This window comes from Cryomorphaceae bacterium (assembly GCA_007695365.1).
In the GTDB taxonomy this organism is placed as follows: domain Bacteria; phylum Bacteroidota; class Bacteroidia; order Flavobacteriales_D; family SKUL01; genus SKUL01.
On record REDV01000078.1, the window covers coordinates 65,458 to 91,642 of the forward strand.

A 26,185-nucleotide genomic window follows, 5' to 3' on the forward strand; every position below is an offset into this window, starting at 1 on the left:
CACCTCGCAAATATAGCAGGATTTGAAAACCGGCACTGATTTCTGGAAGATAGCACTGAGCCTCATTGAAGGCATCGGACCGGCCACGGCTCGTAAGCTTGTTCGCGCCTTTGGCTCTCCCGAAAAGGTGTTTGAAGCACCGGTTGGAGCACTCCGCAAAATACCTGGGGTTCACGAACAGGTGGTGAATCAAATTCTATCCGGCACTTGCCTGCCAGAAGCTGAGCGCGAGGCTGGTTTCGTGAAAGAACACAATGTACGCGTACAACTGGCCAGCGATGATGATTACCCGCTGCGTCTTCGTCAATGCCCCGACGCTCCTGTTATCCTGTACACACGCGGCAATTTCAACCCTGACTCAGGGCGGGTGCTGGCTGTAGTAGGAACGAGGCAGGCCACACCCCACGGAAAAGCGGCTTGCGAACGGATTATCGAATCGTTGAGCCAGGAATCTGTGCTCATCGTGAGCGGTATGGCCTACGGTGTGGATTTTTGTGCCCATCAGGCAGCTCTTCGCTACGGCTTACCAACCGCGGCTGTTTTTGCGCACGGCCTGGACACCGTGTATCCCTCGGTGCACCGGAAAACTGCCAACCAAATGCTCGAAAACGGTGGCTGGGTGAGCGAATTCAGAAGCATGACCGCCCTTGACCGCCACTATTTTCCGCGCAGAAACCGAATTGTTGCCGGAATGTGCGACGGAGTATTGGTGATTGAATCCGACAAAAAAGGTGGCTCACTCATCACCGCCGATATTGCCAACTCATACAGCCGGGAGGTGATGGCGCTTCCCGGAAGGGCAGACGACATTCGCTCAGCCGGTTGCAATTGGCTGATTAAAACGCACCGCGCAGCACTGGTTGAATCCGGCGAAGACGTATTGCGCCATATGGGCTGGGAACGCCGCGAAGCCGAACCCGCTCCGGTTCAGCTATCGGTTTTTCCGAGCTTATCGGAAGATGAATTGGAACTGGCCCGGTGTCTTCAGCAGTCGGGACCGGTATCCATTGATGCATTGGCAGACCTTTCGGGCAAACCCATGCAGGATGTGTCACATCTGCTTCTCAACCTCGAAATGGAAGGTGTTGTAAAAGCCATGCCCGGCAAGCGTTACAGCCTGAAAAAGCCGCTGGCGAGCTTCGGCTAGACTTATCCGTTTTTAATAGCTGCCACTCCGGGCAGTTCCATTCCCTCGAGGTACTCAAGCATAGCGCCGCCACCGGTGCTCACGTAGCTCACCCTTTGGGCAAGTTCAAACTGATTAACCGCTGCTACCGAATCTCCTCCGCCCACCAGCGAAAAGGCACCCCCATCTGTAGCTTCGGCAATGGCCAACGCAATCTCTTTGGTGCCGCGGGCAAAGTTCTCCATTTCAAATACCCCCATCGGTCCGTTCCAGAGAATGCTCTTACAGGCCAAAATCGCCTCGCGGTAATGCCTTATACTGTCTTCGCCAATGTCCAATCCCATCCACCCCATCGGAATTTCATCGCTCGGGCAGCTGTCGCGATTGGCCTCGTTCTGAAATTCATCTGCTATTACTGAATCGGGTGGCAGGAGCAATGTCACCTTGTGCTTTTTGGCCGCTTCAATCACCTCCAGAGCCATGCTGAGCTTGTCTTCCTCCACCATCGAGTTACCCACTTCACCTCCCATGGCGCGCACAAAGGTGTATGTCATGCCTCCTCCAATCAACATGTAATCTACCCTGGGCAGTAAGTTTTGAATAACCCCGATTTTGGAGCTCACCTTGGCTCCTCCTACAATAGCCACTGCCGGTGAGGCTGGCGATTGCATAAAGCGGTCAAGGTTTTCGAGCTCGTCCTGCATCAACATGCCGAACATTTTATCGCTCACAAAACGGGCAATAACCGCCGTGGAAGCGTGGGCACGGTGAGCCGTTCCAAAGGCGTCGTTCACGTATACATCGCCGTGTTTGGCCAGCTCTGCGGCAAAGCCTTCATCACCCGCAGTCTCCTCTTTGTAAAACCTGAGGTTTTCGAGCAGTATGACCTGCCCTGGTTTGATGCCGGATGTAGCTGCCAGCGCATCGGGGCCCTTGCAATCATTCACAAAAGCCACCTCCCGACCCAGCAATGATGAAAGGGTGGGCACGATATGCTTCAGCGAAAAACGATGCTCCGGACCTTCTTTGGGCCTTCCAAGGTGCGACATGAGTACCACAGAGCCCCCACCTTCGAGAATCAATTTTACCGTTTGCAAGGTGGCCCTGATGCGGGTATCATCGGTTACTTCAAAGCGCTCATTGAGCGGCACGTTGAAATCCACGCGGATCAGTGCCCGCTTACCTGAAAAATCGTAGTCTTTGATCGTCATTTCCACCGTATATTTGGAGCAAAAGTAGAACTAATTCAGTATTCGTTTCCCTGCGAAACAACCCTTCAAAAAATGGCCGCCCAGAACTTTGCATCCGTAGTAGGACAACAATCTGTGAAAAATCTGCTTTTGGGTGCAGTACAGCGCAACCACGTAAGTCATGCGCTTCATTTTGTGGGCCCTGAAGGCTCCGGCAACCTCTCCCTGGCACTTGCTTTTGCTGCGTACCTCTTGTGCAACCAACCCGGTGAGCACGATGCCTGCGGCTCATGTCCGTCGTGCATCAAAATGGCAAGCCTGCAGCACCCTGATTTACATTTTCTTTTTCCGGTTGTGAAACCCGACACCAACAAATCCGTCGAAGTGTTCATGGCCGAGTGGCGCAAAATGCTCCTTACCAACCCGCTGTTCACATACAAAGACTGGATGCAGGTTATTGCCGACGAGAATAAAACGGGCATTATTTCGGTTCATCTGGCCCAGGAAATCCAACAAAAGGTAAACATGAAATCTTTTGAAGGCGGTTACCGGATTGCGCTTATCTGGATGCCCGAAACCATGAAGCCACCAGCGGCCAACAAGCTGCTTAAAGTCATTGAAGAGCCACCCGCCAAAACACTGTTTCTACTCGTTGGAAATTCGCGTGACACCCTGCTTCCAACCATTCTTTCAAGGCTTCAAACAGTTAAGGTTCCTCCGTTGGCAGATAACGAGGTTGAAACAGTGCTGCGCGACAAGATGGGCGCTGCTCCTGAAAAGGCCCGGCACATTGCACTGATGAGCGCGGGAAACCTCAGGGATGCACTGCTTCATATGCAGGAAGAAGGGGGGCAGGAAGACTTTGTTGCTCTCTTTGGCGACTGGTTCAGGGCGTGCTACAAAAAAAGCGATGGCGTAAATCGCATTGCCCTGTCCGACAGGTTTTCAGACCTGAAGCGCGAAGGTCAAAAGTCTTTTCTTGCCTTCTCGCTCAAAATGCTGCGGCAGTGTATGCTAGTCGCCAATGGGCGAGAAGATTTACTAACCGTTGACGGTAACGCCCGAAAGCTTGTCGTCAACCTTGCCAAAGCCATACCGGTGCAGGCCATGCCTCAAATGGCCAAAGCCATCGATGAAGCCATATACCACATTGAACGGAACGCCCACGGAAAAATCACCTTTGTGGACCTTTCAATACAAATCAAGAATCTGTTTTGGAATAGCTAACTTTGTCCGCCTAAGAAAGCCGATAACATGGGATGCAGCAGTTGTTCGAAGGGTGGAGGCATACCGGCCGGTTGTAAAAGCAACGGCTCGTGTGGCACCTATGGATGTAACAACCTGGACGTTTTTGACTGGCTGGCCGACATTGCTCCGCCTTCAGGGCAGAGCGGATTTGGAGTTGTTGAAGTGCGTTTTAAAGGCATACGAAAAGCGTTTTACCGCAATTCCGAAACAGAGCGTTTCCTAGTGGGCGATGTGGTAGCCGTTGAAGGCAACCCCGGCCATGACGTAGGCGTGGTATCGGCCTCGGGAGAATTGGTGCGGCTGCAACTTCGCAAGCACGGCATTGACGAAAACGACCGCGATATCCGGCGCATATACCGCCGTGCTACAACCGAAGATATGGAGCGCTGGCGCGAATCGCGTGCGCGGGAGGACGAAACCATGTTTAAAGCCCGCCGCATAGCCGATTCTCTGAAGCTCGATATGAAAATAAGTGATGTGGAGTTTCAGGGCGACGGCGCCAAAGCCACCTTTTACTACACCGCTGATGACCGGGTGGATTTTCGCCAACTGATACGTGAATTTGCCGATACATTTGGCGTGCGTGTTGAAATGCGCCAGATTGGTGCCCGTCAGGAAGCCAGCCGTGTAGGTGGAATCGGTTCCTGCGGACGCGAATTGTGCTGCTCAACATGGCTTACGGATTTTCGGTCGGTATCTACCAGTGCTGCGCGCTATCAGCAACTTTCTATCAATCCGCAAAAGCTGGCCGGCCAGTGCGGTAAACTCAAATGCTGTCTGAACTATGAGCTGGACAGCTACCTGGATGCTCTCAAAGATTTTCCGGATAGCAGCACCCGACTGAAAACCAAGAAAGCCAACGCTTTTTGTATCAAGACTGACATTTTTCAGCGCAAAATGTGGTTCCTCTACGAAAATGAGCCGGGAGCCAATCCGGTTTGCTTAATGGTGGAGGAAGTGAAAAGTGTGATTGAGCAAAACAAAAAAGGCGTTATTCCGCATGACCTCAAGCAGTTTGAATATGTGGAGGAGGTAGAGGTGCTTCCCGATTACGAAAACGTGGTAGGTCAGGACAGCTTGAATAGATTTGACACACCGAAGCGAAAAAAGAAGCGCCGAAAAAAACCTGCTCAGGGCGGTGCAGGAAAGCCCGGCCAGCAGCAGGCAAAAACACAGCCTGCAGACAAGCAAGCCCAACACGGGGCTTCGAGCGGAAATCGACCTAAGCGGCGGAAAAACAGACAAGGCGGAAAACCGCGTCGGCCCAAAAACGACTAAACGATGCGCAGTTTCATCTGGTCGGTTCTGATTGCCGCGATATTGGCCTCCTGCCAACCACCCGCTGAACACGCTTTTGTGCGCGAACTACCAGCAGAAGGATGGCCCGCAAGGATGCGTGTGGGGGGTGATTTTGAAGTGCGCGATACCCTGAACCCACACCACTTCTTTATCACCTTGCGCAACACCAACGACTATCCCTACAGCAATCTCTATTTGTTTGTACATACACATTTTCCCAACGGACGTAAATCGCGCGACACCATTGAATGCGTGCTTGCCGACCGCACAGGCAGATGGCTCGGCTCAGGTAACGGCTTTATCGTAGATCAGAAAGTGATTTCCAATAAAATCATGTACAACTACCAAAAGCGCTTTCCGCTAGCCGGCACCTACCGCATTGAACTCGAACATGCCATGCGTACAGACACGCTCCGTGAAGTGCTGGATGTGGGAATTCGGATTGAAAAAGCCAAATAAGGCACGAATCGCCCCGCTCCTGCGTTGATAGTTCGTTGCGGAACTCACCATGGCCTGTGGAAAGCCCGCAAAAGAAAACCATTCGCGTAGTGAGCAAAGAAGTAGATTTGCATACCATCGGTGTTTTCAGTTCATCAACCACAATACATGACTGCGGAGAAAAAGACGAATGAGAAGAAGCCACGGCGCTTCGGAAAGCTGATTGCGCTTTTCTGGCTGGTATTGCTCTCGCCCTTTTTGGGCCTGGCGCTCATGCTCTACCTTGCATCCATTAGTGATTTGCCGGGTTTTGACGAACTGGAAAACCCCAAAAGCAATCTCGCCACGGTGGTTCTTTCCTCTGACGGGCAGGTGTTGGGCCGCTATTTCCGGGAGAACCGGGTGAATGCTACCTACGAGGAGCTCTCTCCTATCCTTGTAAAAACCCTTATTGCCACGGAGGACGAACGGTTTTGGGAGCACTCCGGAGTGGATGTGCGGGCCACAGGTCGCGCCATTGTGTTCATGGGCAAAAAAGGAGGCGCAAGCACCATTACCCAGCAACTCGCAAAAATGCTCTTCCACGACCGCTCGCCCAATATCGTGAAACGCATTTTTCAGAAATTTCAGGAGTGGATTATTGCTGTTCGCCTTGAGCGTCAATTCACCAAGGAAGAGATCATCACAATGTACCTCAACAAATTCGATTGGGTAAACAACGCTGTGGGCATCAAGTCGGCGGCTTCGGTGTATTTCAACAGCAGCCCCGATTCTCTCAACATCGAGCAATCGGCCATGCTCATAGGCATGTTTAAAAACCCCCGGATTTTTAACCCCTTGCGCCGTCCTGACTCTACCCTACACCGCCGCAGCGTAGTACTGGGTCAGTTGATGCGCAACGAGCTCATTAACAAAGCTGAGTACGACTCATTGCGATTGTTGCCCCTCGGGCTCGACTACCAGCGCGTGGATCATACCGAAGGCCCGGCTCCCTATTTTCGCGAGGTATTGCGCTCTGATTTACGCGAAATGCTTGCCGCAAAAGACGAGCGCGGTGAATTCATTTACCACAAGCCAGATGGTTCCCCTTTCGATTTGTACAGCGATGGTTTGCGCATTTATACTACCATCGACTCGCGCATGCAGCATTATGCGGAGCAAGCTGTGACAGCCCACCTTGGCGGCCCCAGCAGATTGCAGGAAGAGTTCTTTTCAGACATTGCCCGTTGGCGAAACCCACCATTTTCCAATGATTTGAACAAAGAGGAAATTGACCAGATCATGCAAACCGCCGTACGGCGAACTGAACGTTACAGGGTGCTTATGGGCAAAGAATGCAGTATTTGTCACCGCCGCGTCAACATTGTACGTGAGCCTGTAGATGGTAAAGAACATTTTGTTTGCCAGGCAGCAGATTGCGGACATTCGTGGCGCGCGGTGCCCGAAGATTCGGTGCCCATCATCTTTGAGAAACCTACTCCCATGCGCGTATTTTCCTGGCGCGGCGAAATAGACACGCTGATGTCGCCCATGGACAGCATTCGCTACTACAAAAGCTTTTTGCAGGCCGGAATGGTTTCAATAGAGCCCCACACCGGTTTTGTTAAGGCCTGGGTAGGAGGCATCAACTTCAGGCATTTCATGTACGACCACGTGCGCGTGGGAAAACGTCAGGTGGGCTCTACCTTCAAGCCTTTTGTGTATGCCACCGCCATTCGCGAGGGTTACTCACCTTGCCACGAGGTAGTAAAAGCACCGACCACCTTTCACAAAGGCACTTTTGGTTTGATAAAGGACTGGACGCCCCAGGATTCCGACCGGGAATACGGATTTATGGTATCGCTCAAATGGGGGTTGGCCAACTCGGTAAATACTGTGACCGCCTGGGTGATGAAACAATTCGGACCAGAAGCAGTCATTCGGCTGGCGCGCGATTTAGGCATTGAAAGCAAGCTTGAGCCTGTACCGTCGTTAGCGCTTGGTGTGGCCGATCTTTCGGTGCTCGAAATCACTTCGGCCAATGCCACATTTGCCAACAAAGGCGTGCACATCAAACCGATTATCATTACCCGGATAGAAGACATGAACGGCAACGCCATTTACGATGTGATGCCCGAAACCAACGAAGCCATGGACGAGAAAACGTCCTACGTGATGCTCAATCTCATGAAGGGTACGATTGATGGCGTGTACAATGAAACCAGGGGTAGACCTGAAGGAACCGCCATTCGCTTGAGGATGAACGTACCCAACCGGGCGTACGACGACATCCGAAATGTTCCTATTGCCTGTAAAACCGGAACCACGCAAAACCAAAGCGACGGTTGGTTTATCGGTTTAACGCCCGATCTTGTAACAGGGGTTTGGGTGGGCGCCGAGGACCGGGCCGTGCGGTTCCGAACCCTGAAGCTGGGCATGGGAACCAATATGGCACTGCCCATCTGGGGTTACTTCATGAAGTCGGTGTATGCAGACCCGAGCCTGAACATCTCTACCGACGATTTTGAGCGCCCGCCCGGTGACCTCGGGGTAGAGCTGGACTGCGAGAAGTACAAACAACAGCAGAAAGGCCATTTCGGGGGCGACTCACCCAATTGGTGATGTGGGCACTTTTGGTTAATTTGGCGCTCCATTGAATAATCTGTTTCCATGAACAAGGTGTACAACAATGCGGAAGAAGCCATTGCCGGTATTGAAAGCGGCATGACCCTGATGCTCGGCGGATTTGGACTCTGCGGAATTCCAGAAAACTGCATCGCTGCGCTCGTAAAAAAGGGCGTTCGCGATCTGACCTGCATCTCAAACAACGCAGGTGTAGATGACTTCGGGCTTGGGCTGCTGCTTCAAAAGCGTCAGATTCGGAAAATGATTTCGTCTTATGTAGGCGAAAACGATGAATTTGAGCGCCAGATGTTAAGTGGTGAACTGGAGGTTGACCTTATACCACAAGGCTCACTGGCAGAGCGTTGCCGCGCCGGAGGTGCCGGAATTCCCGCCTTTTTTACCCCCGCCGGATACGGCACCGAAGTGGCTGAAAGCAAGGAAGTGCGCTACTTTGAAGGCAAACCCCATATTCTTGAGTCGGCGCTCACTGCCGATTTTGCCATTGTGAAAGCATGGAAAGGAGACCGCTACGGAAATCTTGTGTACAAAGGCACCGCCCGAAATTTTAACCCCCCCATGGCCATGGCCGGTAAAATCACCATCGCTGAGGTGGAAGAACTCGTTGAACCAGGGGAACTGGATCCCAATTACATTCACACCCCGGGCATTTTTGTGCAGCGCATCTTCCAGGGGCAGAACTACGAAAAGCGCATTGAGCAGCGCACAGTGCGTGCGCGCTAGGGCAGCTACAGCCCACATAGGCTAAGAGTGTTCTTACAGAAGGTCATGAGCCAAATTGAAAAGCGGACCTATCTTTTTCTTGTTCTAGCCATTTGGGTTTATGTGCTCATACGCGCAGCATTGGTGCCCATTGTGCACGATGAAGCAGCAACTTTTCTCCACTACATCCAGCTCAATCAGTTCATCCCCTACTTTGCAATGTGGGATGCCAACAACCATCTACTAAACACCGCCTTTGGCCATTTTTTTGTAAACCTGTTTTCTGATCACACTTTTTGGCTGCGTCTACCTAACGCTCTGACGTTTCTGATTTTTGCCTACTACCTGCAACGCATTTGTGCTGAAATTCCGCAGACCTTACTTCGTTGGCTCACGCTCATTGCGTTGCTCACTGCCACCTTTCAGCTCGACTTCTTCTCGCAGGCCCGCGGCTATGGCATGGGAACGGCATTCTTGATTGCAGCGATATACAGCGCCTCCAGATATGTAAAAACCCCCACTGTAATGCAGCAATTGAAAGTGTGGTTTTTCATGACACTGGCACTTCTGGCCAACATGAGTTTGTTGAACACGCAAATTGCATTGATGGGGATTTTTGCCTTCGTACTTCTCTCCAGGCAACAAAAACACTTGCCAAAACACGGCTTGCTATTACTTGCAATTGGTGGAGGTGTTTTGTTGATTGCATCGTTATACGCACTAAAGATGCGGGCCATGGGACTACTCTACACCGGCTCACTGGACGGCTTTGTTCAGGTTACTGTGTTTTCATTTGCCCGCTTTCAATTTGATGCAGCAAGCATGCTCTTGGCCTGGTTGATTTTTGCTTTCGGGCTTGTGGTTTGCCTCACGCTGGTGCTTCGGTGGGTTCAAAATCGGTTGGTCTGGAATATGGGCGGCATCATTGGCGGATTGCTCGTTTTGAATGCTCTTGGTTCGGTGTTGCTCGAGATGCTGCTGAACGTAAACTACCCTGAGGAGCGCACAGGCCTTTATTTTTTAACGCTCACCCTGCTTGCAACAGGGTTCGCCGCCAGCGAGGGAATGCGCTGGAACCGTAGGTTTGCATTATTGGGGCTTCCGTTGATTTATTTTCCGTTGCAGTTTCTGCTCACATTGAATTTCTGCACAAGTCAGCTTTGGTTTGACCAGCACATAGACCGGCAGATATACAGCGTTGTGTTAAAGGAGCAATCCGCGCAAGACACTCCCTTGCGAATAAGCGGTGGTAGAATTCACGAGTTGTCCTGGGCACACTTGAATATCATCAACAAAAGCCAACTACCCCTGCTGGAGACCAAACACCACCCTGACCCGGGTGCCGATCTGGTGCTCATTCATCAATCTTCAAATGAGCCCATTGATTTTGAATACACCATTCTGTTCACCAGTCCATGCACCGGTTTTTCACTCATTAAACCCAAACGAACTCAGGCATTCGAAACCCTGCCCGACACTCTTTCACTTGCGGCAAAAGCTTTGGGAAACCCGACCTACTTCAATCTGGCCGAATGGAAAGTTGATTCAATTGCTGGTGAATGCGGCCTTCTCAACTTTGGACTGTCCGCAAACTCTATGGGAAATCCCATGCATGTGCAGATTGTAATCAAAGCAGAAAATGCTGAAGGAAAGAAACTAAGCTATGAAATCATTCCACTTTACTGGGTTCGGAAGCACTGGAAGGACGACGAACTACTCGTTCACCGCTATTACCGGTTTCCACCCGGAGCTACCCGCGCAATTGTATATTTGTGGAATATCGGTGAAAACGAGTTTGAAGTTGAACACTCGGCAGTAACCCGCAAACTTTGTATGGACTAGCGCCTTAATCTCACATTCACAAAACCATGGCACTCGACAAGCACGGCATCGCAAAACGCATTGCACAGGAATTGAAAGACGGTTGGTATGTAAACCTCGGAATTGGTATTCCTACCCTGGTTGCCAACCATGTACCCGACGGAATGTATGTGGAGTTTCAATCTGAAAACGGTATTCTGGGCATGGGCCCCTTTCCTTACGAAGGCGAGGAAGATGCCGACATGATTAACGCCGGCAAGCAAACGGTAACCTTATTGCCCGGTGCCTGCCTGTTCGATTCATCTACCAGCTTTGCAATGATCCGCGGGCAGCACGTACAACTTACGGTATTGGGTGCTATGGAGGTAGCCGACAACGGCGACATTGCGAACTGGAAAATTCCGGGCAAAATGGTGAAGGGAATGGGTGGTGCCATGGATTTGGTAGCCTCTGCCGAGAACATCATCGTGGCCATGATGCACACCAACCGGGCCGGTGAATCCAAGCTGCTGCGCCAATGTACACTACCACTTACCGGTGTGGGCTGCGTGAAAAAAGTGGTGACCGATCTTGCCGTGCTGGACGTAACCGAAAAGGGCTTTCTGCTGGTTGAACGGGCTCCTGATGTAAGCGTGGAAGAAATCAAAGCTGCTACCGAGGGACGCCTCATTGTTCCCGACCATGTGCCGGAAATGCAGATTGACTGATTTTCTCAGAAACGAACCACCTTTTGTGTGGTGGATGGGTCTCCGTCCACTGTAAACAAGTACGTTCCCGGAATCAAGTCATCCAACTGAATAAAGGTAGTGTGCAGGTTCAGGCGGCCTTCTTTCACCAGTCGCCCGAAGATGTCTCGCAATTGATAATCACTGTAATCACCTGCTCCGAAATGGAAAACTCCCAGAGCACCATTGGTGGGGTTGGGATACAAGCGAAAGCCGTGTGATTCTCTTCTCTCCACGGAGGCTGCCTGCTCACAAAGCTCGGCGATAAAACCATCCAGGTAGGCCACCCGTTCCTCCAGCCAGGCACGTGTGTATTGAAGTACATCGGGATTATAGCTGTACTCAGGCCAGGCCATTTCCTCGCGATGATATACACCATTGGAATACAAGCTGTTGTGGTGGCGCTGCAACCTGGTCATCATTGAGTCTGTATGAAATACCCCTTCACGCAAGGCAAACCAGCGCTCCTGAACCAGTGATGCGAACTCGTGTTCCTCACAGGCATCCAGAAAACGGTCGTACAGGCCATTCGTCAAAATGTCTTCGGTCTCTTCTAAAACAGTTCCATCGTAATTGTAACCCAATACAGCATCGAGGTCCCACGGCACATAAAAGTACGGGGCTCCCTGCTGAGTACGTGCAACAAAGATGTTTTTACCGGTATTGTCTTCCGCTCGAAGAAAGTTCAGGAACAGAAAGTAATCCACCGCATTACCCGTGTGAAAGTTGCTGTTGATTTCATAGGTAAACAGGCTGTCTTCTGTCTGCATCACGAAGGCCTTCATGTCGAAGAAGTCTGACCAATCTGTGTGTTCTTCTTCGCGGGGATACTTTTTCTGGTATCCATCAAACCAGCGGCTTTGGTTGTTGTAAAAGGGCAAAAATCTGAACGACACCGTACCAGAGCCCCATTCTTTGGCTTTGTGAAGCTCACCATAAGCGTCACTGCCTCCCTCCCAATGATTGATTTTGAGCTGTTTTCTGTCTATTCGTTCAGTAAGCAGATACACTCCCATGTAGCTGCCATTTCGGAAGATTTCCACATGTCTGCCCCGGGACCCCGGCAGTGCATCGGGCTGCTGAGCCGCATAATGAGGGGTGTGAACTTCACCCCACAGTTCGTGGCACGACCGATTTCGGATGCGCAGCGGTTCATTATACTGTGCCAGAAGAATCCAATCGTCGTCACTGCGCAAATCAAGCAGTTTGATGTTTCGGGTTTTGCTGCCTTCAGGGTCGAGCCAAAATTCCAGCCGCATAGATTTCTTGGGGAAAATCAGAGAAAAAGCCCCGCGGTAATTGAGGCCGGCGTTGGAATTCACCTCGTTGCCATTGGTTTCGGTCATTCGGAAACGGGCCGGGCGGCGCTCGTCAATATCCATTTCTGCTTCCATGTCGATATGAATCAGCGGAAGCTCTGTGAAGTAAAACACATATTGCTTTCCGCCACGATTCACTGTGTAAGGGTAACCTACCAAAAGTGTATCGGGCGGAATGGTAAACTGATATTCTGAGTCATCGAGCAACAACACATTCACACCTTCGCTGTGTATCAGATTCAACAGGTAGGTGTCCTGATTGCTCACAATCAGGCCGCGTTCGTGATCTATTCCATACCAATTGCTACCCAATTGCAGGGTCTGCGCCATTATTTGCCCGCAAAACACGGCCAAAAGCACAGCCATGCCATGGCGGAGCAAATAGGTTTTCTTCATAGGGGCTGTTTCTGACACGGAACTGGTTATACCAAAACCGTACCCATCGGGTTACGGCCTGTTTTTCGGGGCGCAAAGGTACAAAACCTGGCTTAGCGCTCAACAGCAGGGTTGGATGCCGGAATGGCTTCAATCAACTGCCGGGTGTATTCGCTTTGCGGATTGCGGTAAATCTCGTCGGCGTTGCCCATTTCCTCTATGCGACCCTGGTTCATCACCACCATTCGGTCGCTCATGAATTTTACCACAGAGAGATCGTGAGAGATAAAGATGTAGGTGAAGTTGAACTCCTTCTTCAGGTCGTTGAGCAGGTTGAGAACCTGTGCCTGCACAGACACGTCGAGGGCTGAAACCGATTCATCGCAGATAATAAACTCCGGATTGAGGGTGAGCGTTCGCGCAATCACCACGCGCTGCCGCTGACCTCCCGAAAACTCGTGTGGATAGCGGTTATAGTGAGCAGATTGAAGCCCCACTTTTTCGAGAAGCTCCATGACCTTTTCCCGTCGTTGGCGGTTGTTGGCCCCGATTCCGTGCACCTGCATGGGCTCCATCAAGGCCTGGCCTACCGTTAGCCTGGGGTTGAGCGAGGAATACGGATCCTGAAAAATGATTTGCAGATTTTTGCGCAAGGGCCTCATTTCGGCCGCGCTGAAAGAGGTGATATCTCTGCCGCGATACAGGATCTGCCCTCCGGTAGGCTCGGTCAGTTTCAGGATGGTTCGGCCAAGGGTGGTTTTTCCACATCCCGATTCACCTACAAGGCCGAGGGTTTCGCCGGGATAGACTGAAAACGTCACATCGTCAACCGCTTTCACGTGATCAATAGTGCGCTTAAACAAGCCTTTGCGAACCGGAAACCACTTTTGCAGATTGCGAATCTCCAACATGGGTTCCTGCGCGTAGAGCTTTTGGTGGTGTGCGCTGATCTCCTCAACAGTGTAGGCCAGTTGTGCCTGTGCCACTTCTACCGATTTTTTCTCCTCTGCATCCACAAAATCGGCAATCACCGGTAGGCGCTTAAGGCGGCGGTCGAGCGGCGGCCGACAAGCGAGCAGTCCCCTGGTGTAGGGGTGTTGTGGGTGGAAGAAAATGCTTTGGGTCGGGCCTTCTTCCACTACTTTGCCGCGGTACATCACCACCACGCGGTCGGCAATTTCGGCCACCACGCCAAGGTCGTGTGTAATGAAAATCACCCCCATACCGCGATCCTTCTGCAGATTGCGCAACAACTCAAGGATGGTTTTTTGCACGGTTACATCCAGGGCGGTGGTGGGTTCATCAGCAATAAGCACCGAAGGCTCGCAGCTCAGCGCCATGGCAATCATCACGCGTTGCTTCTGGCCCCCGCTGAGTTGATGTGGATAGGAATCGTACATGGCTTCAGGCCGGGGTAGTTTTACTTCTTTGAACAGGGCAATGGTTTTTTCGCGGGCTTCGCTTACGGAGCATTTCTGGTGTACCACGATGGCCTCGGCCACCTGCTTGCCGCATTTCATCACCGGATTGAGAGACGTCATGGGCTCCTGAAAAATCATCGCAATGTCATTACCCCGGTAGGTACGCATTTCCCTTTCGGGCAGTGAGAGCAAATCAACTTCCCCGCCGCGGCCCGTGTATGTTATTTTACCGCCGGCAATTTTCCCGGGAGGGTCGGCAATGAGCCTCATCACAGATAGACTGGTCACACTTTTTCCTGATCCTGACTCTCCCACCACACCCACAATCTCACCGCGGTGCAGCACGATGCTGACATCATCGACAGCGCGCACAGTGCCTTCCTCAGAGCGAAAAGTAACCAACAGGTTCTCAATATGAAGCAAGGGTCGGGCTTCGCTCATCAATGCTTAAATTGATAGGGTTGATCAATAAAAAGCCACAGGCAGGGCCGGCCACATTCACGGCTGCGCAGTTCAAGGGTGGCCTCGATATTTCGGCGGTTCTCCGTCCACTCCCAAAAGGCAAAGCGATCGCGCGATACAGGTTCGCCCAACCGCTTTTGTAATTCCTGTTTCAGCTCGACGAACCATTCGGTGGCTTCCTCATCACTGTTGAGGTACACATCAACCATGATTTCAGTAAGTTCATGGTGGGTAAAAAAGTATCGGACGTCAAAATAGGCGCTATCAGTAGAGGAAAAGGGAATGGAATACATCAGCTCATCGTGGTTGCGCCTGAACAGAAAATCCCTGTCGCGTTCCAGCACTTTGCGGTATCCGTCGCCAATGGTATGCGTTCTGAAATGCCCTGCCTTACCGAGCATGGTTAGCGCGGGGTGATGCACCATGGGGGCCTCGGCTGTTCGGGTTTCAGTTTCTCCCGAGCAGGACAAAAGCAGCAAAAAAAAGAGCACTAACAAAGGATGCGGTTGGATGGGCATGGCAGTTTGAGCAGCGGGGTTAAAGGTAGGAAAGCCCATGTAGCCCTCAAACCACCACCACATTTTTTTCGGCAATAGGCGGCTCGCCTTTCATGCGCAAGAGCAATTGGGCCACGGCCAGCACGTCTTTTTCGCAGTAGCGCACAATTTTTTCCAGATCATCTTCCTCGTAATATACCCGCGCTACGTCGGCACCGCTGATATCATCTTTGGGCGTAGGAATGCCAAAAATATGGGTCAGAAGATTGAGCGATGTATAATGTTTGTAGTCGCCAAACTTCCACAATTCGAGGGTATCGAGGTGCGGAACCTCCCAGGGCTTTTTCCCGCTCAGGTCGAGCAAGTCAGGCAATGGAATGCCCAAAACCAGCATTCTGCGGCACAGATACGGGATATCGAATTCCTTGATATTATGACCGCAAAGCAAGTAGTTGGAGCCACTGAAACGCCCGCTCATCAGGTCGGCAAATTCCTCCAGTAAGACGCGCTCATCCTTGCCCGAAAATGAGGTTACCCGGAACTTCTTTTCTCCGGCTGTATGGTGCAAATATCCCATGGATATGCAAACCACCTTGCCAAACTCAGCGTACACCCCGGCCCGTTCGTACACCTCATCGGGGGTCTTTTCCTCCCGCTGCTGAAAAAAGCGGGTTTTGTCGGCCCAGAGCTGCTGCATTTCGGGCGAAAGCTCCTCAAAGGTGTAGTACTGAGGAACGGTTTCGATATCGATAAAGAGAATACGGTCGGAGTTGATTTGTTGTAGCATATTAGGATAATTTGGTTGGCCTAAAGTTGCACAAACCGTTTAAATAATCAAAACGCCACGCGTATTGATAACCGGAACATTACCCATGTTTTCCTCCGTGATACTGCCCGGCACAAAAATGTATTTTTTATCGTACATCACATTTTGCTGGTAAAAGCTCACCCAATATTGGTTGGTGAGACCGAGCAGGCTGTCGGGGATAAGCTCAATTTTACGGTAGCTTTTGGGTTCCATGGTGTCAAGAAAATAGCGCAGCTCACTGGTTTTTACCGATTCATCGTTTTGCTGACCATAACCGCTCGACCTCACCAACACTCCCTCTATGGGCTCGTCTTTGAGGTTGATGAGAAAGCTGTACCACGAAGGCACTCCGTTCTCGTCGGGTTGCAGAATCACAGCCAGGGCAATGTCTTCAACCTTGGGCACGTGAATGTCCTTAATCATGGCATAAGTTGTTGTGCGATGTTGATGTACTGGTAGGCATCGGCGGGCAAGTGGTTCAACTTTTCGTCGGAGCGTTGGTGGCCCAGACGCACTACGACTAATTCGTAATCGGGCACCACAATGATGTATTGGCCGAGCATACCCTGCGCCTGAAAAAAGGGTGTGCCATTGTGATTGCCCAGCCACCACTGAAATCCATAGTGCATCACGGTTTCGCCGTATCGGTCGGGGATGCGGATGGGGCTTACGGAGGCCTCCACGTAATCAGGCGGAATCACCGTTTTACCTTTCCACTCACCCCCGTGCATGTAGAGTAGGCCCAATCTGGCGAGGTCGCGCACCTGGGCGTAAAAGCAGCACGACGATCGCTCCATACCATGAGGTTTGTCTGTAGTCCACCAGGCGTCGGCTTCAGCACCAATGGCTTTCCAGATGTGACGCGAAAAAAAGTTGGCGAGTGATTCGCCACTTGCGGCCTCCACAATCATAGCGAGCAAAATGGTATTTCCTCCGGCGTAGTAAAACTCGCTTCCGGCGGGTTTTTCCGGGCCAAAAGCAAGGGTGTGTTCACGCAGTTGATTGCCGTAGTACACACGGGCCTGATAGCCCAGCGGGTTTTTGTAGTTTTCGTCAAAGCCGTAGCCGGAGGCCATCTGAAGCAGGTGTCGGATGGTAACATCATGCTCATTGCGCTCTGCCAGTTCGGGAACATAGTTTGACGCAGGTTCATCCAGGCTTTTAATCATCCCTTCGCGAAGCAGCACACCCACAGCCATGCTCACAAATGACTTGGCCATTGAAAAGGTGTTGAGGTAGCTTTGTGCGCTGTACTCGTCAAAAAAGTGCTCAGTCAACACGCTGTCGCGATGCACCACAAGATAGGCTGCGGTTCCATATGACTCCAGATAGCTTATGTCGTCGGCTGAGAGCGGGCGATTGAATGCCGCGTGATTGGGCAGTGACGGCCCTCCGGGAGCTTCTATACGCCGGTGGTCAAACAGCCGGAAGTCATCAATGGAAGGGCCCTTCTGCCCCACGAAATACGTTTTGGAAACAGCCACAAGCACATGTCCGTTTCCGGTGAAATAAAGTCCGGATGCGATGAGAATAATGAGCAGGAGGAATCCGAGAAAGAGGCGCCGTATCATAGTGTGGAGGTTTTAAACGTAGTTCCAACCAAAGATAGCAGAAAGATGTCCGCGCAGAACTTTGCTCACCTCATCGAAATTTTGCCGGCTGCCCAACTCGACCTCCATGCTCGTGACGGCCTTGTCGTCAATTCCACACGGGATGATGTGCCCGAAGTAAGACAGGTCGGTATTCACATTAAACGCAAACCCGTGCATGGTGACCCAGCGGCTGCACTTCACTCCCAGGGCACATATTTTTCGGGCGCGATTGGGATCATCGGGGTCGAGCCATACCCCGGTATAGCCGGGGTAGCGATCTCCACTGATACCGTATTCGGCCAGCGTGCGGATAACAGCTTCCTCCAGTTCGCGCAGGTAGCGATGAATATCGGTGTAAAACTGGTCGAGATCCAATATGGGGTAGCCCACAATCTGACCCGGACCGTGGTAGGTAATATCTCCCCCGCGATTGATGGGGTAAAACGATGCCTTGTAACGCTCAAGCCCTTCTTCATCGAGCAGCAGGTTCTGCACATCACCGCTCTTGCCAAGCGTGTACACATGTGGATGCTGGCAAAAAAGCAGGTAATTGGGTGGGGTTTTGGCCTCTTCGGGGTGATTGCGGTTAAAAATCTTCTGATCCACCACCCCCTTGAAAAGCTGCTCCTGATAATCCCAGGCTTGCCGGTAATCCATCAGCCCGAGGTTCTGAAAAGCTACCGCTGGTTTCAATGCCGCGCAAGTTCGTTTTTGAGTTCGGTAATGACGTTTACTTCTATGGGGTCAACCTGCCTCTGCACGGCCAGATAATACGAGAGCCAGTCGCCCAGGTGCACCAGGTAGTAAAGTCGTTCCATACGGGATGTTCCGATTGCATTGATCTCGAGTACGCAATCTGTTTGCTTGCGCATCAAATCCATATTCAGGTTCATACGCAGAGCGGTACGCGGATGATCGTCTTCGCTGCGAAGCATCAGCACACCCATGCGCTTGTCGCCACCAGCCCAACCTACCAATTCATTGTGGTTCATTTCGGGCAGTACGTGATGCCAGCAGAGCATCTTGGCGTTTTCGTTGATTTGCTGACGCCAACGCACAGCCACGCCTTCAAGTCCGGTAGCTGCGTAGATTACGGGGGTACGGTTCTGGAGCTTTTCTGCCAAATCGCGGGCGGTATTGCGAATGGTTTCCTGCGATTGCTCCAGCACGTCGGCCACGCGGTGCAGATCTGTAGCGTCCCAGTCATTATACAGCCCTGCCCCTTGCAACAAGCCCAGAAGGGTAATGAGTCCATGTCCAAAGGCTGCTCGCGGGGGATAGCCTTCGGGTAATTTGGCGCTTACCCAGCCCTCTGTTTCAGCTGTGGCGAGCAATTGTCCGCCCGATGCAATGGCCGCAATAGACGCTCCGGCTTCGTTCGCTTTGTGGGCGGCAGCAAGGGTCTCCTCGGTGTTGCCAGAGTATGAACAAGCCACTACGAGTGTATGGGTATTCACCCAGGCGGGTATGCCGTAATCCTTGTTAACACAAACCGGAACACTGCATCTGCGCGCCAAAACCTCAGCGGCAATGGTGCCTCCGATGCCCGAACCACCCAGGCCCGTGATCAGCACGTTTTGCATATCGGTAGGCATGACACCTATGAACCGCAGCCTGTCAATGGCCTGATGCATATCCTGCGGAAATCCCGCAATGAGCTTTTCCATGTATTCGAACATCTTGCAGCAGATTTTGGGCGGTGAAATTACGAAAATTAGCCCCGCAGCGCTTGAACCTCTTATTGAAGGCATCTCCTATCTTTGCCGCACAATTCAAAACCCATAAGTCTGTGCAGTTATCCGAACAGGAAATCATCCGCCGCGAGGCGCTGAAAAAACTTCAGGAACTGGGCATCAATGCCTTTCCTGCCGAGGAAGTAGAAGTGAGTGATTACAGCATTTCGCTGAAGGAGCAGTACGAAGAGGGCAAACAGGTAAAGCTGGCCGGGCGAATGATGAGCCGCCGCATTATGGGTAAGGCTTCGTTTGCTCAGCTTCGCGACAGCAAAGGCGAAATTCAAATTTACATTACGCGCGATGATCTCTGCCCCGGAGAGGACAAAACCTTCTACAACGAGGTGTTTAAGAAATTGCTGGACTACGGCGATTTTGTGGCCGTAGAGGGCACCCTCTTTAAGACGCAGGTAGGCGAAGTTACGGTACACGTTACCAAACTTCAATTGCTGAGCAAGGCGCTTAAACCGCTTCCGGTAGTGAAAAGCGACAGCGAAGGAAAGGTATACGATGCCCTGAGCGACCCCGAAACACGCTATCGACAGCGTTATGTGGATTTGATCGTGAATCCGCATGTGCGACGCATTTTTGAAACGCGCTCAAAAGTTTTTGCCGCCATGCGCGACTTTTTTAACCGCAGCGGGTATGTGGAGGTTGAAACCCCTGTACTACAACCCATTCCGGGTGGTGCCAACGCAAGGCCCTTTGTTACGCACCACAACGCGCTCGACATTCCGTTGTACCTTCGTATTGCCAATGAACTGTACCTCAAACGTCTGATTGTTGGGGGTTATGAGGGTGTCTATGAGTTCTCACGCAACTTCCGCAACGAGGGGATGGACCGCACCCACAACCCCGAGTTCACCATTATGGAAATCTACGTGGCTTACAAAGACTATCAGTGGATGATGGACTACACCGAGCAGATGATTGGCGAGGTGGCGCAAAGGGTACACGGCAAGATGAAAGTGCAGATGGGCAATCATGAGATTGATTTTACGCCCCCCTTCCGCAGGGTAACCATGTTGGGAGTGATTGAGGAGTACACGGGCCAAGACCTTACAGGTATGGACGAAGCCGGGGTGCGCGCCGTTTGCAAAAAACTCAATGTGCCGATGGATGAAAGCATGGGCAAGGGCAAGATGATTGACGAAATTTTCGGTCAGTACTGCGAGCCCAAACTCATACAGCCCACTTTTGTAATGGACTACCCCGTGGAGATGTCGCCATTGTGCAAAAAGCACCGCGACAACCCGGAGCTCACCGAGCGTTTTGAGTTGATTGTTAACGCCACCGAAATTGCCAACGCCTACTCTGAGCTGAACGACCCCATTGACCAACGCGAGCGCTTTGAAGCCCAGCTCAAGCTCTCCGAAAAAGGCGACGACGAGGCCATGTTTATTGACCACGACTTTTTGCGCGCCCTAGAATATGGCATGCCTCCCACCTCGGGCATGGGCATCGGGATGGACCGTTTGGTGATGCTAATGACCGGACAAAGCTCTATTCAGGAGGTACTGTTCTTTCCACAAATGCGCCCTGAGAAGTTTGTCAAAAGTGCATCAGGTACAGACGCGTTGCGCGCCATGGGTGTGGACGAGGCCTGGCTGGAATACGTGCAAGCCGCCGGATATACCGATACCGAAAAACTACGCACCGAAAAACCCACGGCCATTCACCAGAAAATGAACGGCTACCGCAAAAAGAACAAGCTCGATATTCCCGCGCTTCAGCTTGAGGATGTGATGCGGTGGATAGCTGATTAGATGATGAGGTGATCTGATCATTGGGCGGTGGGCCAATTAGCGGATTAGACAATGAACAACCAACCGGATATTCTCAACTCGGGAAACCGATGTGGGTGTTGGTCTCAGCAATGCAATCCAAGCTTGCGCGCAACGTCAGGCGCACAAATGAGATAGTTGAAGTAATCACTTTTCTCAATGCCTGGGGTTTGCCGGACACCCCCTTTTTCGTCGATATTGAAATACACATAGCCCAGGTCACCAACCTCACCCTGAATGGAATGGGCTAGCTCCGCTGTTAAGACTTCTATGATCAGCGTGGGCCTGTATTTTCTCAAGCACTCCGAAAAACCGCGAAGCACCTGTAGTTCATGCATTTCAACATCAACTTTAACAAGGTCAACCCTGGCGAGGTTTTGTTGAGCAACAAAGGTATCCAGGGTTATGGATTTTACGGTCATTGAGTCGTTCTGACCGGTGTAGTCTTCGATCACCACATCCCCGTCCACATCTGATACGGCCAAATCAAAAGCACCAATGTCGAACTTATTGGTGGCAACGTTTTGCTTCAGCATCTTAAAAAAGACCGGGTGCGGCTCAAAGGCATGCACCTTCGCCTCAGGATTCTGTGTTTGCGCAACCAGTGCGTAAATGCCTGTATTGGCACCCACGTCAAGCACAACCTGCGCATTCTCGCAGAGCTTTACCCACAACTTGAGCGACTCTTTCTCCCACTTGCCGACCAGTCCATTCCAAAAAATGTCATTCTCTATTTTTAGTCCAAAGTGATTCACTTGAAAGGATCGAGATTCATTGATCGGAACCGAAAAAACACCCTTAAAGTGCATGTGTTTGTAGATGCTTTCAGGCGGCGTCCAGATAGCCCGAATGCCTGAATAAATCTGACGTTTAAAGGGAAGGGCCGCATAAATGGTCTTAAGTAATTTTTTCATGAGGAATGGTGCTGTTTCAGGAGAATGCTTCCTACCCGGTGCAACAAATATGAAGAAAAACTCCCGAGCAATGGTCAGCTTTCGGTGGTTCAAGGAGCGGCAAACCGGATAAATAAACCCCATGTCCATGCGCTTTGGTTGAGCAAATCTTAAAGCAATAAATCAGGATTTCCGGACTGCAAGGGCAAAAAAAATCCTCCAAAAAGTCTTACATTTGCGAACAAAACAAGCCTTATTTAGATTTAGTCTAAATTAAGCGATACTCAAAAACGGATTACTCATGATCAAAGTGAATAACAGTGCACGCGATCAGGTGCTGAAAATCAAAGGCGAAGGAGCCCACCCAGAGGAGGCGTTCATTCGCGTAGGGGTACAGGGAGGCGGCTGCTCAGGACTCATGTACAATCTCAGCTTCGATACCACACTGAAGGAAGACGATAAAGTTTTTGAAGACAACGGCGTAAAAGTGGTAGTTGACAAAAAGAGTTTCCTCTACCTGGTAGGAACGGAGCTGGAATACTCAGGAGGCCTCAACGGAAAAGGCTTCGTGTTTAGAAATCCCAACGCCAACCGAACATGCGGTTGCGGAGAGAGTTTTTCAATCTGATAAAATCAAACAAAACATGTCTGAAGACGACAAAATATTAGAAGAGGTAACCTCGCGCGAGTACGCATACGGGTTTACCACCAATATAGAGTCCGACAAGGTTCCCAAAGGACTCAACGAGGACATCATCCGGTTGATTTCTGCTAAGAAAAACGAACCCGAATGGATGCTTGAATGGCGCCTTGAGGCCTTTAAAGTCTGGTCGGAAATGGTGGAGCCAGAGTGGGCACACGTACAATATAAAAAGCCCGATTTTCAGGACATCACTTATTACGCAGCGCCTAAGAGCAAGCCCAAACTCAACAGCCTCGATGAGGTAGACCCCGAAATGCGCCGCACCATGGAGCGCCTCGGTATTTCCATGGAAGAACAAAAGCGCCTGACCGGCGTGGCCGTTGATTTTGTGATGGACTCGGTGTCGGTGGCTACCTCGTTTAAATCCAAACTTGCTGAACTGGGTATTATTTTCTGCTCCTTCAGCGAAGCCGTTCAGGAGCACCCGGAGCTGGTGAAAAAGTACATCGGCTCGGTAGTGCCGCGCCGCGACAACTTTTACGCAGCCCTCAACTCGGCGGTGTTTACCGACGGATCATTCTGCTACATTCCAAAAGGCGTGAAATGCCCCATGGAGTTGAGCACCTACTTCCGCATCAACGAAGCAGGAACGGGGCAGTTTGAGCGAACGCTGGTAATTGCCGACGAAGACAGCTTTGTGAGTTACCTGGAGGGCTGCACTGCCCCCTCGCGAGACGAGAACCAGCTTCACGCAGCCGTGGTTGAACTGGTAGCCCTAAAAGGCGCTGAAATCAAATACTCAACCGTGCAGAACTGGTTTCCGGGTGACGCCGAGGGCAAAGGCGGTGTGTTCAATTTCGTAACCAAGCGCGGCTTGTGCGACGGATTCCGGTCAAAAATCTCCTGGACACAGGTTGAAACGGGGTCGGCGGTGACCTGGAAATATCCTTCATGTGTGCTCAAAGGCGATGAATCGGTGGGGGAGTTCTACTCGGTAGCCGTAACAAACAACTTTCAGCAGGCAGACACCGGCACCAAGATGATTCACATTGGTAAAAACACCAAAAGCACCATCATCTCCAAAGGAATCTCCGCCGGAAAAAGCCAAAACTCCTATCGCGGCCTTGTTAAAATCAACAAAGGAGCAACCAATGCGCGCAACTTTTCGCAATGCGACTCCCTTCTCATGGGCGACCAATGCGGCGCACACACTTTTCCGTACATCGAAGTAGCCAACCCTACGGGCAAAGTAGAACACGAAGCCACCACCTCCAAAATTGGTGAGGACCAGATTTTCTACTGCCAGCAACGCGGATTAGATGAAGAAGAAGCCATTGGCTTGATTGTAAACGGGTATGCCAAAGAAGTATTGAACCAGCTTCCCATGGAATTTGCCGTGGAAGCCCAAAAACTACTCGCCATTTCGCTGGAAGGAAGCGTGGGATAAATCAAATTCAACCTAAAAAGACAACGCAACATGCTCTCAATAAAAAACCTGCACGCCGAAATTGAAGGCCACGGCATTTTAAAAGGCCTCAATCTGGACGTTAAACCCGGCGAAGTACACGCCATTATGGGCCCCAACGGATCAGGAAAAAGCACCCTGGCCTCGGTTTTGGCCGGCCGCGAAGAATACGAGGTAACCCATGGCTCGGTAAACTATAAAGGCCAGGACCTACTGGAAATGGCGCCCGAAGAGCGTGCCCGCGAGGGTGTTTTTCTGGCGTTTCAGTACCCTGTTGAAATTCCCGGAGTAAGTAACATCAACTTCCTGAAGGCAGCCGTAAACGCCGTTCGCAACCACCACGGAAAAGAAAAACTCTCCGCAGGCGATTTCCTCAAAATGGTGAAGGAAAAATCAGCCTTGGTGCAGCTCGACGGAAAACTTGCCAACCGCTCGCTCAACGAAGGGTTTTCGGGCGGCGAAAAGAAGCGCAACGAGATTTTTCAAATGGCCATGCTTGAGCCTGCGCTTTGCATTCTCGACGAAACCGATTCAGGCCTGGATATTGATGCCCTTCGCATTGTAGCCGAAGGTGTGAACAGCATGCGCAGCCCTGAGCGCTCGTTTATTGTGATTACTCACTACCAGCGTTTGCTCGATTACATCGTACCCGATTACGTGCACGTACTTCAGGGCGGACGCATCGTTAAAAGCGGCCCGAAAGAACTCGCCTTGGAGCTTGAGGAAAAAGGCTACGACTGGATTATCAACGAGCAAAACGTAGGAGTATGACAACGCGACTGGCCACAGCAGCAGCCGATTCAGCGCTGGTTCAGAGCCTGCACGCCTCCTATGGAGAGCACTATGGCCCTGTAGAGCAGGAGCAGCGGCTCGCTTCGCTCAACGACCTCGATGAGCTCGCCTTCCCCACATCCAAAACAGAGTTCTGGAAGTACACCCGTGTGAACAGACTCCTCAAGCAGGACGTGGCCTTTCAGCCGGATGAGCGCGCCGAAGATGCTCCCGCGATTGAAGGACTGAATGCGGTGCGCATACACATCCGCAACGGACACGCAGGGCAAAATACCAGTCTGCCCGACGGTGTGGATGTTAGGGTTTTGGGTGCGGGAGCTGAACTACCGGAGTCGTTCGGTGCCCTGGCGCAACCCAGGCACCACGTGATGGAAGCCATGAACACCGCCTTCTGCCCGGAAATCCTTGTGCTGCGCATTGCCCCAAACAAGAAGATTGAGGATGTCATTGAACTCAGTTTTACCGCCAGCAACGGAAGCGTGCATCAACCCCGTGTGATGATTGACGCCGGAGCCGGTTCATCGGCCACCGTGTTGATGCGATACAGCTCACCCAATGGAGCAACGGGTTTTACCAACAGCTTGAGCGAAATACACGTAGGAGCAAATGCCCGACTCAATGTGTTCAAAATGGAGCACGAGGGCAACCAATGGTTCCACCACAGCGCAGACTACGCAAGGATATTCGATGGTGGTCACTTCGAAATTGTAACCGCACCCGAAAGCGGCGGCTGGACCCGCAACAACCTCAGAATACGCCTCGACGGCAAGCAGGCTTTTGCGCGCCTCAACGGATTGTACCTTCTGGAGGGCAATCGCCACCTGGACAACAACACTTTTGTAGATCACGCCGTGCCGCATTGCGACTCGTCGGAATTGTACAAAGGCGTGCTGTACGACGAAAGCACTGCTGTGTTTAACGGAAAAGTGATTGTGCGTCCGGACGCGCAGAAAACCAATGCTTTTCAACAGAACAACAACCTGGTGCTGTCAGAAAATGCGCAGCAATTCTCCAAGCCCGAGCTGGAAATTTATGCCGACGATGTGAAATGCAGCCACGGCTCAACCACGGGCCAGATGGACGAAGAAGCTATTTTCTACCTTCAATCACGTGCTATTGACAAGACCGAAGCCACGCGTATGCTGGTGGCGGCCTTTGCAGCAGAGGTCATAGATCAGGTAGAGAACGAAGCCATTCGAAGCTATTTTTACGACAAGTTCACCCAATAAT

Annotated in this window: 23 protein-coding genes; 13 read left to right on the forward strand and 10 right to left on the reverse strand. The window is 51.5% G+C overall.

Going from position 1 to position 26,185, the window contains the following annotated elements; all coding sequences use genetic code 11:
* The first annotated feature begins 22 nt into the window (after positions 1-22).
* Positions 23-1,147, forward strand: coding sequence for a DNA-protecting protein DprA (gene dprA, locus EA392_06570; GenBank protein TVR39403.1), 1,125 nt, complete (start codon positions 23-25; stop codon positions 1,145-1,147).
* Between the two features lie 2 nt (positions 1,148-1,149).
* Here the strand turns inward: dprA and EA392_06575 are convergent, their stop codons facing one another.
* Positions 1,150-2,337: a phosphoglycerate kinase gene (locus EA392_06575; protein ID TVR39404.1), complete on the reverse strand. Its 1,188-nt coding sequence runs from the start codon at positions 2,335-2,337 to the stop codon at positions 1,150-1,152.
* A 72-nt stretch (positions 2,338-2,409) separates the two neighbouring features.
* On the opposite strand from EA392_06575, the gene EA392_06580 reads away from it, so the two are divergent.
* The 7 genes from EA392_06580 (at position 2,410) to EA392_06610 (ending at position 11,153) form a co-directional block, all read left to right on the forward strand.
* The gene (locus EA392_06580) at positions 2,410-3,543 is read left to right on the forward strand and encodes a DNA polymerase III subunit delta (protein ID TVR39405.1); all 1,134 of its coding nucleotides are present in this window, start codon (positions 2,410-2,412) and stop codon (positions 3,541-3,543) included.
* A 27-nt stretch (positions 3,544-3,570) separates the two neighbouring features.
* The gene (locus EA392_06585) at positions 3,571-4,842 is read left to right on the forward strand and encodes a hypothetical protein (GenBank protein TVR39406.1); all 1,272 of its coding nucleotides are present in this window, start codon (positions 3,571-3,573) and stop codon (positions 4,840-4,842) included.
* Positions 4,843-4,845: 3 nt separating this feature from the next.
* Positions 4,846-5,322: a gliding motility lipoprotein GldH gene (gene gldH, locus EA392_06590; protein TVR39407.1), complete on the forward strand. Its 477-nt coding sequence runs from the start codon at positions 4,846-4,848 to the stop codon at positions 5,320-5,322.
* Positions 5,323-5,469: 147 nt separating this feature from the next.
* Complete coding sequence (locus EA392_06595; GenBank protein TVR39408.1) at positions 5,470-7,902, forward strand: penicillin-binding protein; 2,433 nt, start codon at positions 5,470-5,472, stop codon at positions 7,900-7,902.
* 48 nt (positions 7,903-7,950) lie between these two features.
* On the forward strand, positions 7,951-8,646 hold the full coding sequence (locus tag EA392_06600; GenBank protein TVR39409.1) for a CoA transferase subunit A: 696 nt from the start codon (positions 7,951-7,953) through the stop codon (positions 8,644-8,646).
* 45 nt (positions 8,647-8,691) lie between these two features.
* A complete protein-coding gene (locus EA392_06605) occupies positions 8,692-10,467 on the forward strand; it encodes a hypothetical protein (protein TVR39410.1) in 1,776 nt (591 codons plus the stop codon).
* 26 nt (positions 10,468-10,493) lie between these two features.
* Positions 10,494-11,153 carry a CoA transferase subunit B gene (locus tag EA392_06610; protein ID TVR39411.1) on the forward strand — a complete coding sequence of 220 codons (660 nt, stop codon included), beginning with the start codon at positions 10,494-10,496 and terminating at the stop codon, positions 11,151-11,153.
* A 5-nt stretch (positions 11,154-11,158) separates the two neighbouring features.
* On the opposite strand, the gene EA392_06615 is transcribed toward EA392_06610, so the two are convergent.
* From EA392_06615 to EA392_06650, 8 genes are all read right to left on the reverse strand, one after another.
* Positions 11,159-12,886 (reverse strand): T9SS C-terminal target domain-containing protein, encoded by a 1,728-nt coding sequence (locus EA392_06615; protein TVR39412.1) that lies wholly within the window; start codon positions 12,884-12,886, stop codon positions 11,159-11,161.
* A gap of 92 nt (positions 12,887-12,978) precedes the next feature.
* Positions 12,979-14,727: an ABC transporter ATP-binding protein gene (locus EA392_06620; GenBank protein TVR39413.1), complete on the reverse strand. Its 1,749-nt coding sequence runs from the start codon at positions 14,725-14,727 to the stop codon at positions 12,979-12,981.
* Entirely contained in the window at positions 14,727-15,329 is a 603-nt protein-coding gene (locus tag EA392_06625; GenBank protein ID TVR39414.1) for a hypothetical protein, read from the reverse strand. The genes EA392_06620 and EA392_06625 overlap by 1 nt, the downstream gene beginning before the upstream one ends.
* On the reverse strand, positions 15,313-16,032 hold the full coding sequence (locus EA392_06630) for a 3'-5' exonuclease (protein TVR39415.1): 720 nt from the start codon (positions 16,030-16,032) through the stop codon (positions 15,313-15,315). Before EA392_06630 ends, EA392_06625 begins: the two co-directional genes overlap by 17 nt.
* A gap of 39 nt (positions 16,033-16,071) precedes the next feature.
* Entirely contained in the window at positions 16,072-16,476 is a 405-nt protein-coding gene (locus EA392_06635) for a hypothetical protein (protein ID TVR39416.1), read from the reverse strand.
* On the reverse strand, positions 16,473-17,624 hold the full coding sequence (locus EA392_06640; protein TVR39417.1) for a class C beta-lactamase-related serine hydrolase: 1,152 nt from the start codon (positions 17,622-17,624) through the stop codon (positions 16,473-16,475). The genes EA392_06635 and EA392_06640 overlap by 4 nt, the downstream gene beginning before the upstream one ends.
* A gap of 12 nt (positions 17,625-17,636) precedes the next feature.
* The gene (lipB, locus tag EA392_06645; protein ID TVR39418.1) at positions 17,637-18,338 is read right to left on the reverse strand and encodes a lipoyl(octanoyl) transferase LipB; all 702 of its coding nucleotides are present in this window, start codon (positions 18,336-18,338) and stop codon (positions 17,637-17,639) included.
* Positions 18,335-19,396 (reverse strand): bifunctional phosphoglucose/phosphomannose isomerase, encoded by a 1,062-nt coding sequence (locus tag EA392_06650; GenBank protein TVR39419.1) that lies wholly within the window; start codon positions 19,394-19,396, stop codon positions 18,335-18,337. The genes lipB and EA392_06650 overlap by 4 nt, the downstream gene beginning before the upstream one ends.
* Positions 19,397-19,434: 38 nt before the next feature.
* On the opposite strand from EA392_06650, the gene lysS reads away from it, so the two are divergent.
* Positions 19,435-21,144 (forward strand): lysine--tRNA ligase, encoded by a 1,710-nt coding sequence (gene lysS / locus EA392_06655; GenBank protein ID TVR39420.1) that lies wholly within the window; start codon positions 19,435-19,437, stop codon positions 21,142-21,144.
* A 104-nt stretch (positions 21,145-21,248) separates the two neighbouring features.
* On the opposite strand, the gene EA392_06660 is transcribed toward lysS, so the two are convergent.
* Positions 21,249-22,205 carry an FkbM family methyltransferase gene (locus EA392_06660; GenBank protein ID TVR39421.1) on the reverse strand — a complete coding sequence of 319 codons (957 nt, stop codon included), beginning with the start codon at positions 22,203-22,205 and terminating at the stop codon, positions 21,249-21,251.
* Positions 22,206-22,356: 151 nt separating this feature from the next.
* On the opposite strand from EA392_06660, the gene EA392_06665 reads away from it, so the two are divergent.
* Genes EA392_06665 through sufD form a run of 4 tightly spaced genes read left to right on the forward strand, consistent with a single transcriptional unit; the run spans position 22,357 to position 26,184 of the window.
* Positions 22,357-22,683, forward strand: coding sequence for an iron-sulfur cluster assembly accessory protein (locus EA392_06665; GenBank protein ID TVR39422.1), 327 nt, complete (start codon positions 22,357-22,359; stop codon positions 22,681-22,683).
* A gap of 16 nt (positions 22,684-22,699) precedes the next feature.
* Positions 22,700-24,145 (forward strand): Fe-S cluster assembly protein SufB, encoded by a 1,446-nt coding sequence (gene sufB, locus EA392_06670; protein ID TVR39423.1) that lies wholly within the window; start codon positions 22,700-22,702, stop codon positions 24,143-24,145.
* A 30-nt stretch (positions 24,146-24,175) separates the two neighbouring features.
* Positions 24,176-24,934, forward strand: coding sequence for a Fe-S cluster assembly ATPase SufC (sufC, locus tag EA392_06675; protein ID TVR39424.1), 759 nt, complete (start codon positions 24,176-24,178; stop codon positions 24,932-24,934).
* A complete protein-coding gene (sufD, locus tag EA392_06680; protein ID TVR39425.1) occupies positions 24,931-26,184 on the forward strand; it encodes a Fe-S cluster assembly protein SufD in 1,254 nt (417 codons plus the stop codon). Before sufC ends, sufD begins: the two co-directional genes overlap by 4 nt.
* The last annotated feature ends 1 nt before the right edge of the window (position 26,185 follow it).

Bases quoted from the DNA above. Each gene is read 5' to 3' on its own strand.
- EA392_06575 (TVR39404.1), bottom strand. From the start codon at position 2,337: ATGACGATCAAAGACTACGATTTTTCAGGTAAGCGGGCACTGATCCGC.
- EA392_06580 (TVR39405.1), top strand. From the start codon at position 2,410: ATGGCCGCCCAGAACTTTGCATCCGTAGTAGGACAACAATCTGTGAAA.
- EA392_06585 (TVR39406.1), top strand. From the start codon at position 3,571: ATGGGATGCAGCAGTTGTTCGAAGGGTGGAGGCATACCGGCCGGTTGT.
- gldH (TVR39407.1), top strand. From the start codon at position 4,846: ATGCGCAGTTTCATCTGGTCGGTTCTGATTGCCGCGATATTGGCCTCC.
- EA392_06595 (TVR39408.1), top strand. From the start codon at position 5,470: ATGACTGCGGAGAAAAAGACGAATGAGAAGAAGCCACGGCGCTTCGGA.
- EA392_06600 (TVR39409.1), top strand. From the start codon at position 7,951: ATGAACAAGGTGTACAACAATGCGGAAGAAGCCATTGCCGGTATTGAA.
- EA392_06605 (TVR39410.1), top strand. From the start codon at position 8,692: ATGAGCCAAATTGAAAAGCGGACCTATCTTTTTCTTGTTCTAGCCATT.
- EA392_06610 (TVR39411.1), top strand. From the start codon at position 10,494: ATGGCACTCGACAAGCACGGCATCGCAAAACGCATTGCACAGGAATTG.
- EA392_06615 (TVR39412.1), bottom strand. From the start codon at position 12,886: ATGAAGAAAACCTATTTGCTCCGCCATGGCATGGCTGTGCTTTTGGCC.
- EA392_06620 (TVR39413.1), bottom strand. From the start codon at position 14,727: ATGAGCGAAGCCCGACCCTTGCTTCATATTGAGAACCTGTTGGTTACT.
- EA392_06625 (TVR39414.1), bottom strand. From the start codon at position 15,329: ATGTGGTGGTGGTTTGAGGGCTACATGGGCTTTCCTACCTTTAACCCC.
- EA392_06630 (TVR39415.1), bottom strand. From the start codon at position 16,032: ATGCTACAACAAATCAACTCCGACCGTATTCTCTTTATCGATATCGAA.
- EA392_06635 (TVR39416.1), bottom strand. From the start codon at position 16,476: ATGATTAAGGACATTCACGTGCCCAAGGTTGAAGACATTGCCCTGGCT.
- EA392_06640 (TVR39417.1), bottom strand. From the start codon at position 17,624: ATGATACGGCGCCTCTTTCTCGGATTCCTCCTGCTCATTATTCTCATC.
- EA392_06650 (TVR39419.1), bottom strand. From the start codon at position 19,396: ATGCCTTCAATAAGAGGTTCAAGCGCTGCGGGGCTAATTTTCGTAATT.
- EA392_06660 (TVR39421.1), bottom strand. From the start codon at position 22,205: ATGGACATGGGGTTTATTTATCCGGTTTGCCGCTCCTTGAACCACCGA.
- EA392_06665 (TVR39422.1), top strand. From the start codon at position 22,357: ATGATCAAAGTGAATAACAGTGCACGCGATCAGGTGCTGAAAATCAAA.
- sufB (TVR39423.1), top strand. From the start codon at position 22,700: ATGTCTGAAGACGACAAAATATTAGAAGAGGTAACCTCGCGCGAGTAC.
- sufC (TVR39424.1), top strand. From the start codon at position 24,176: ATGCTCTCAATAAAAAACCTGCACGCCGAAATTGAAGGCCACGGCATT.
- sufD (TVR39425.1), top strand. From the start codon at position 24,931: ATGACAACGCGACTGGCCACAGCAGCAGCCGATTCAGCGCTGGTTCAG.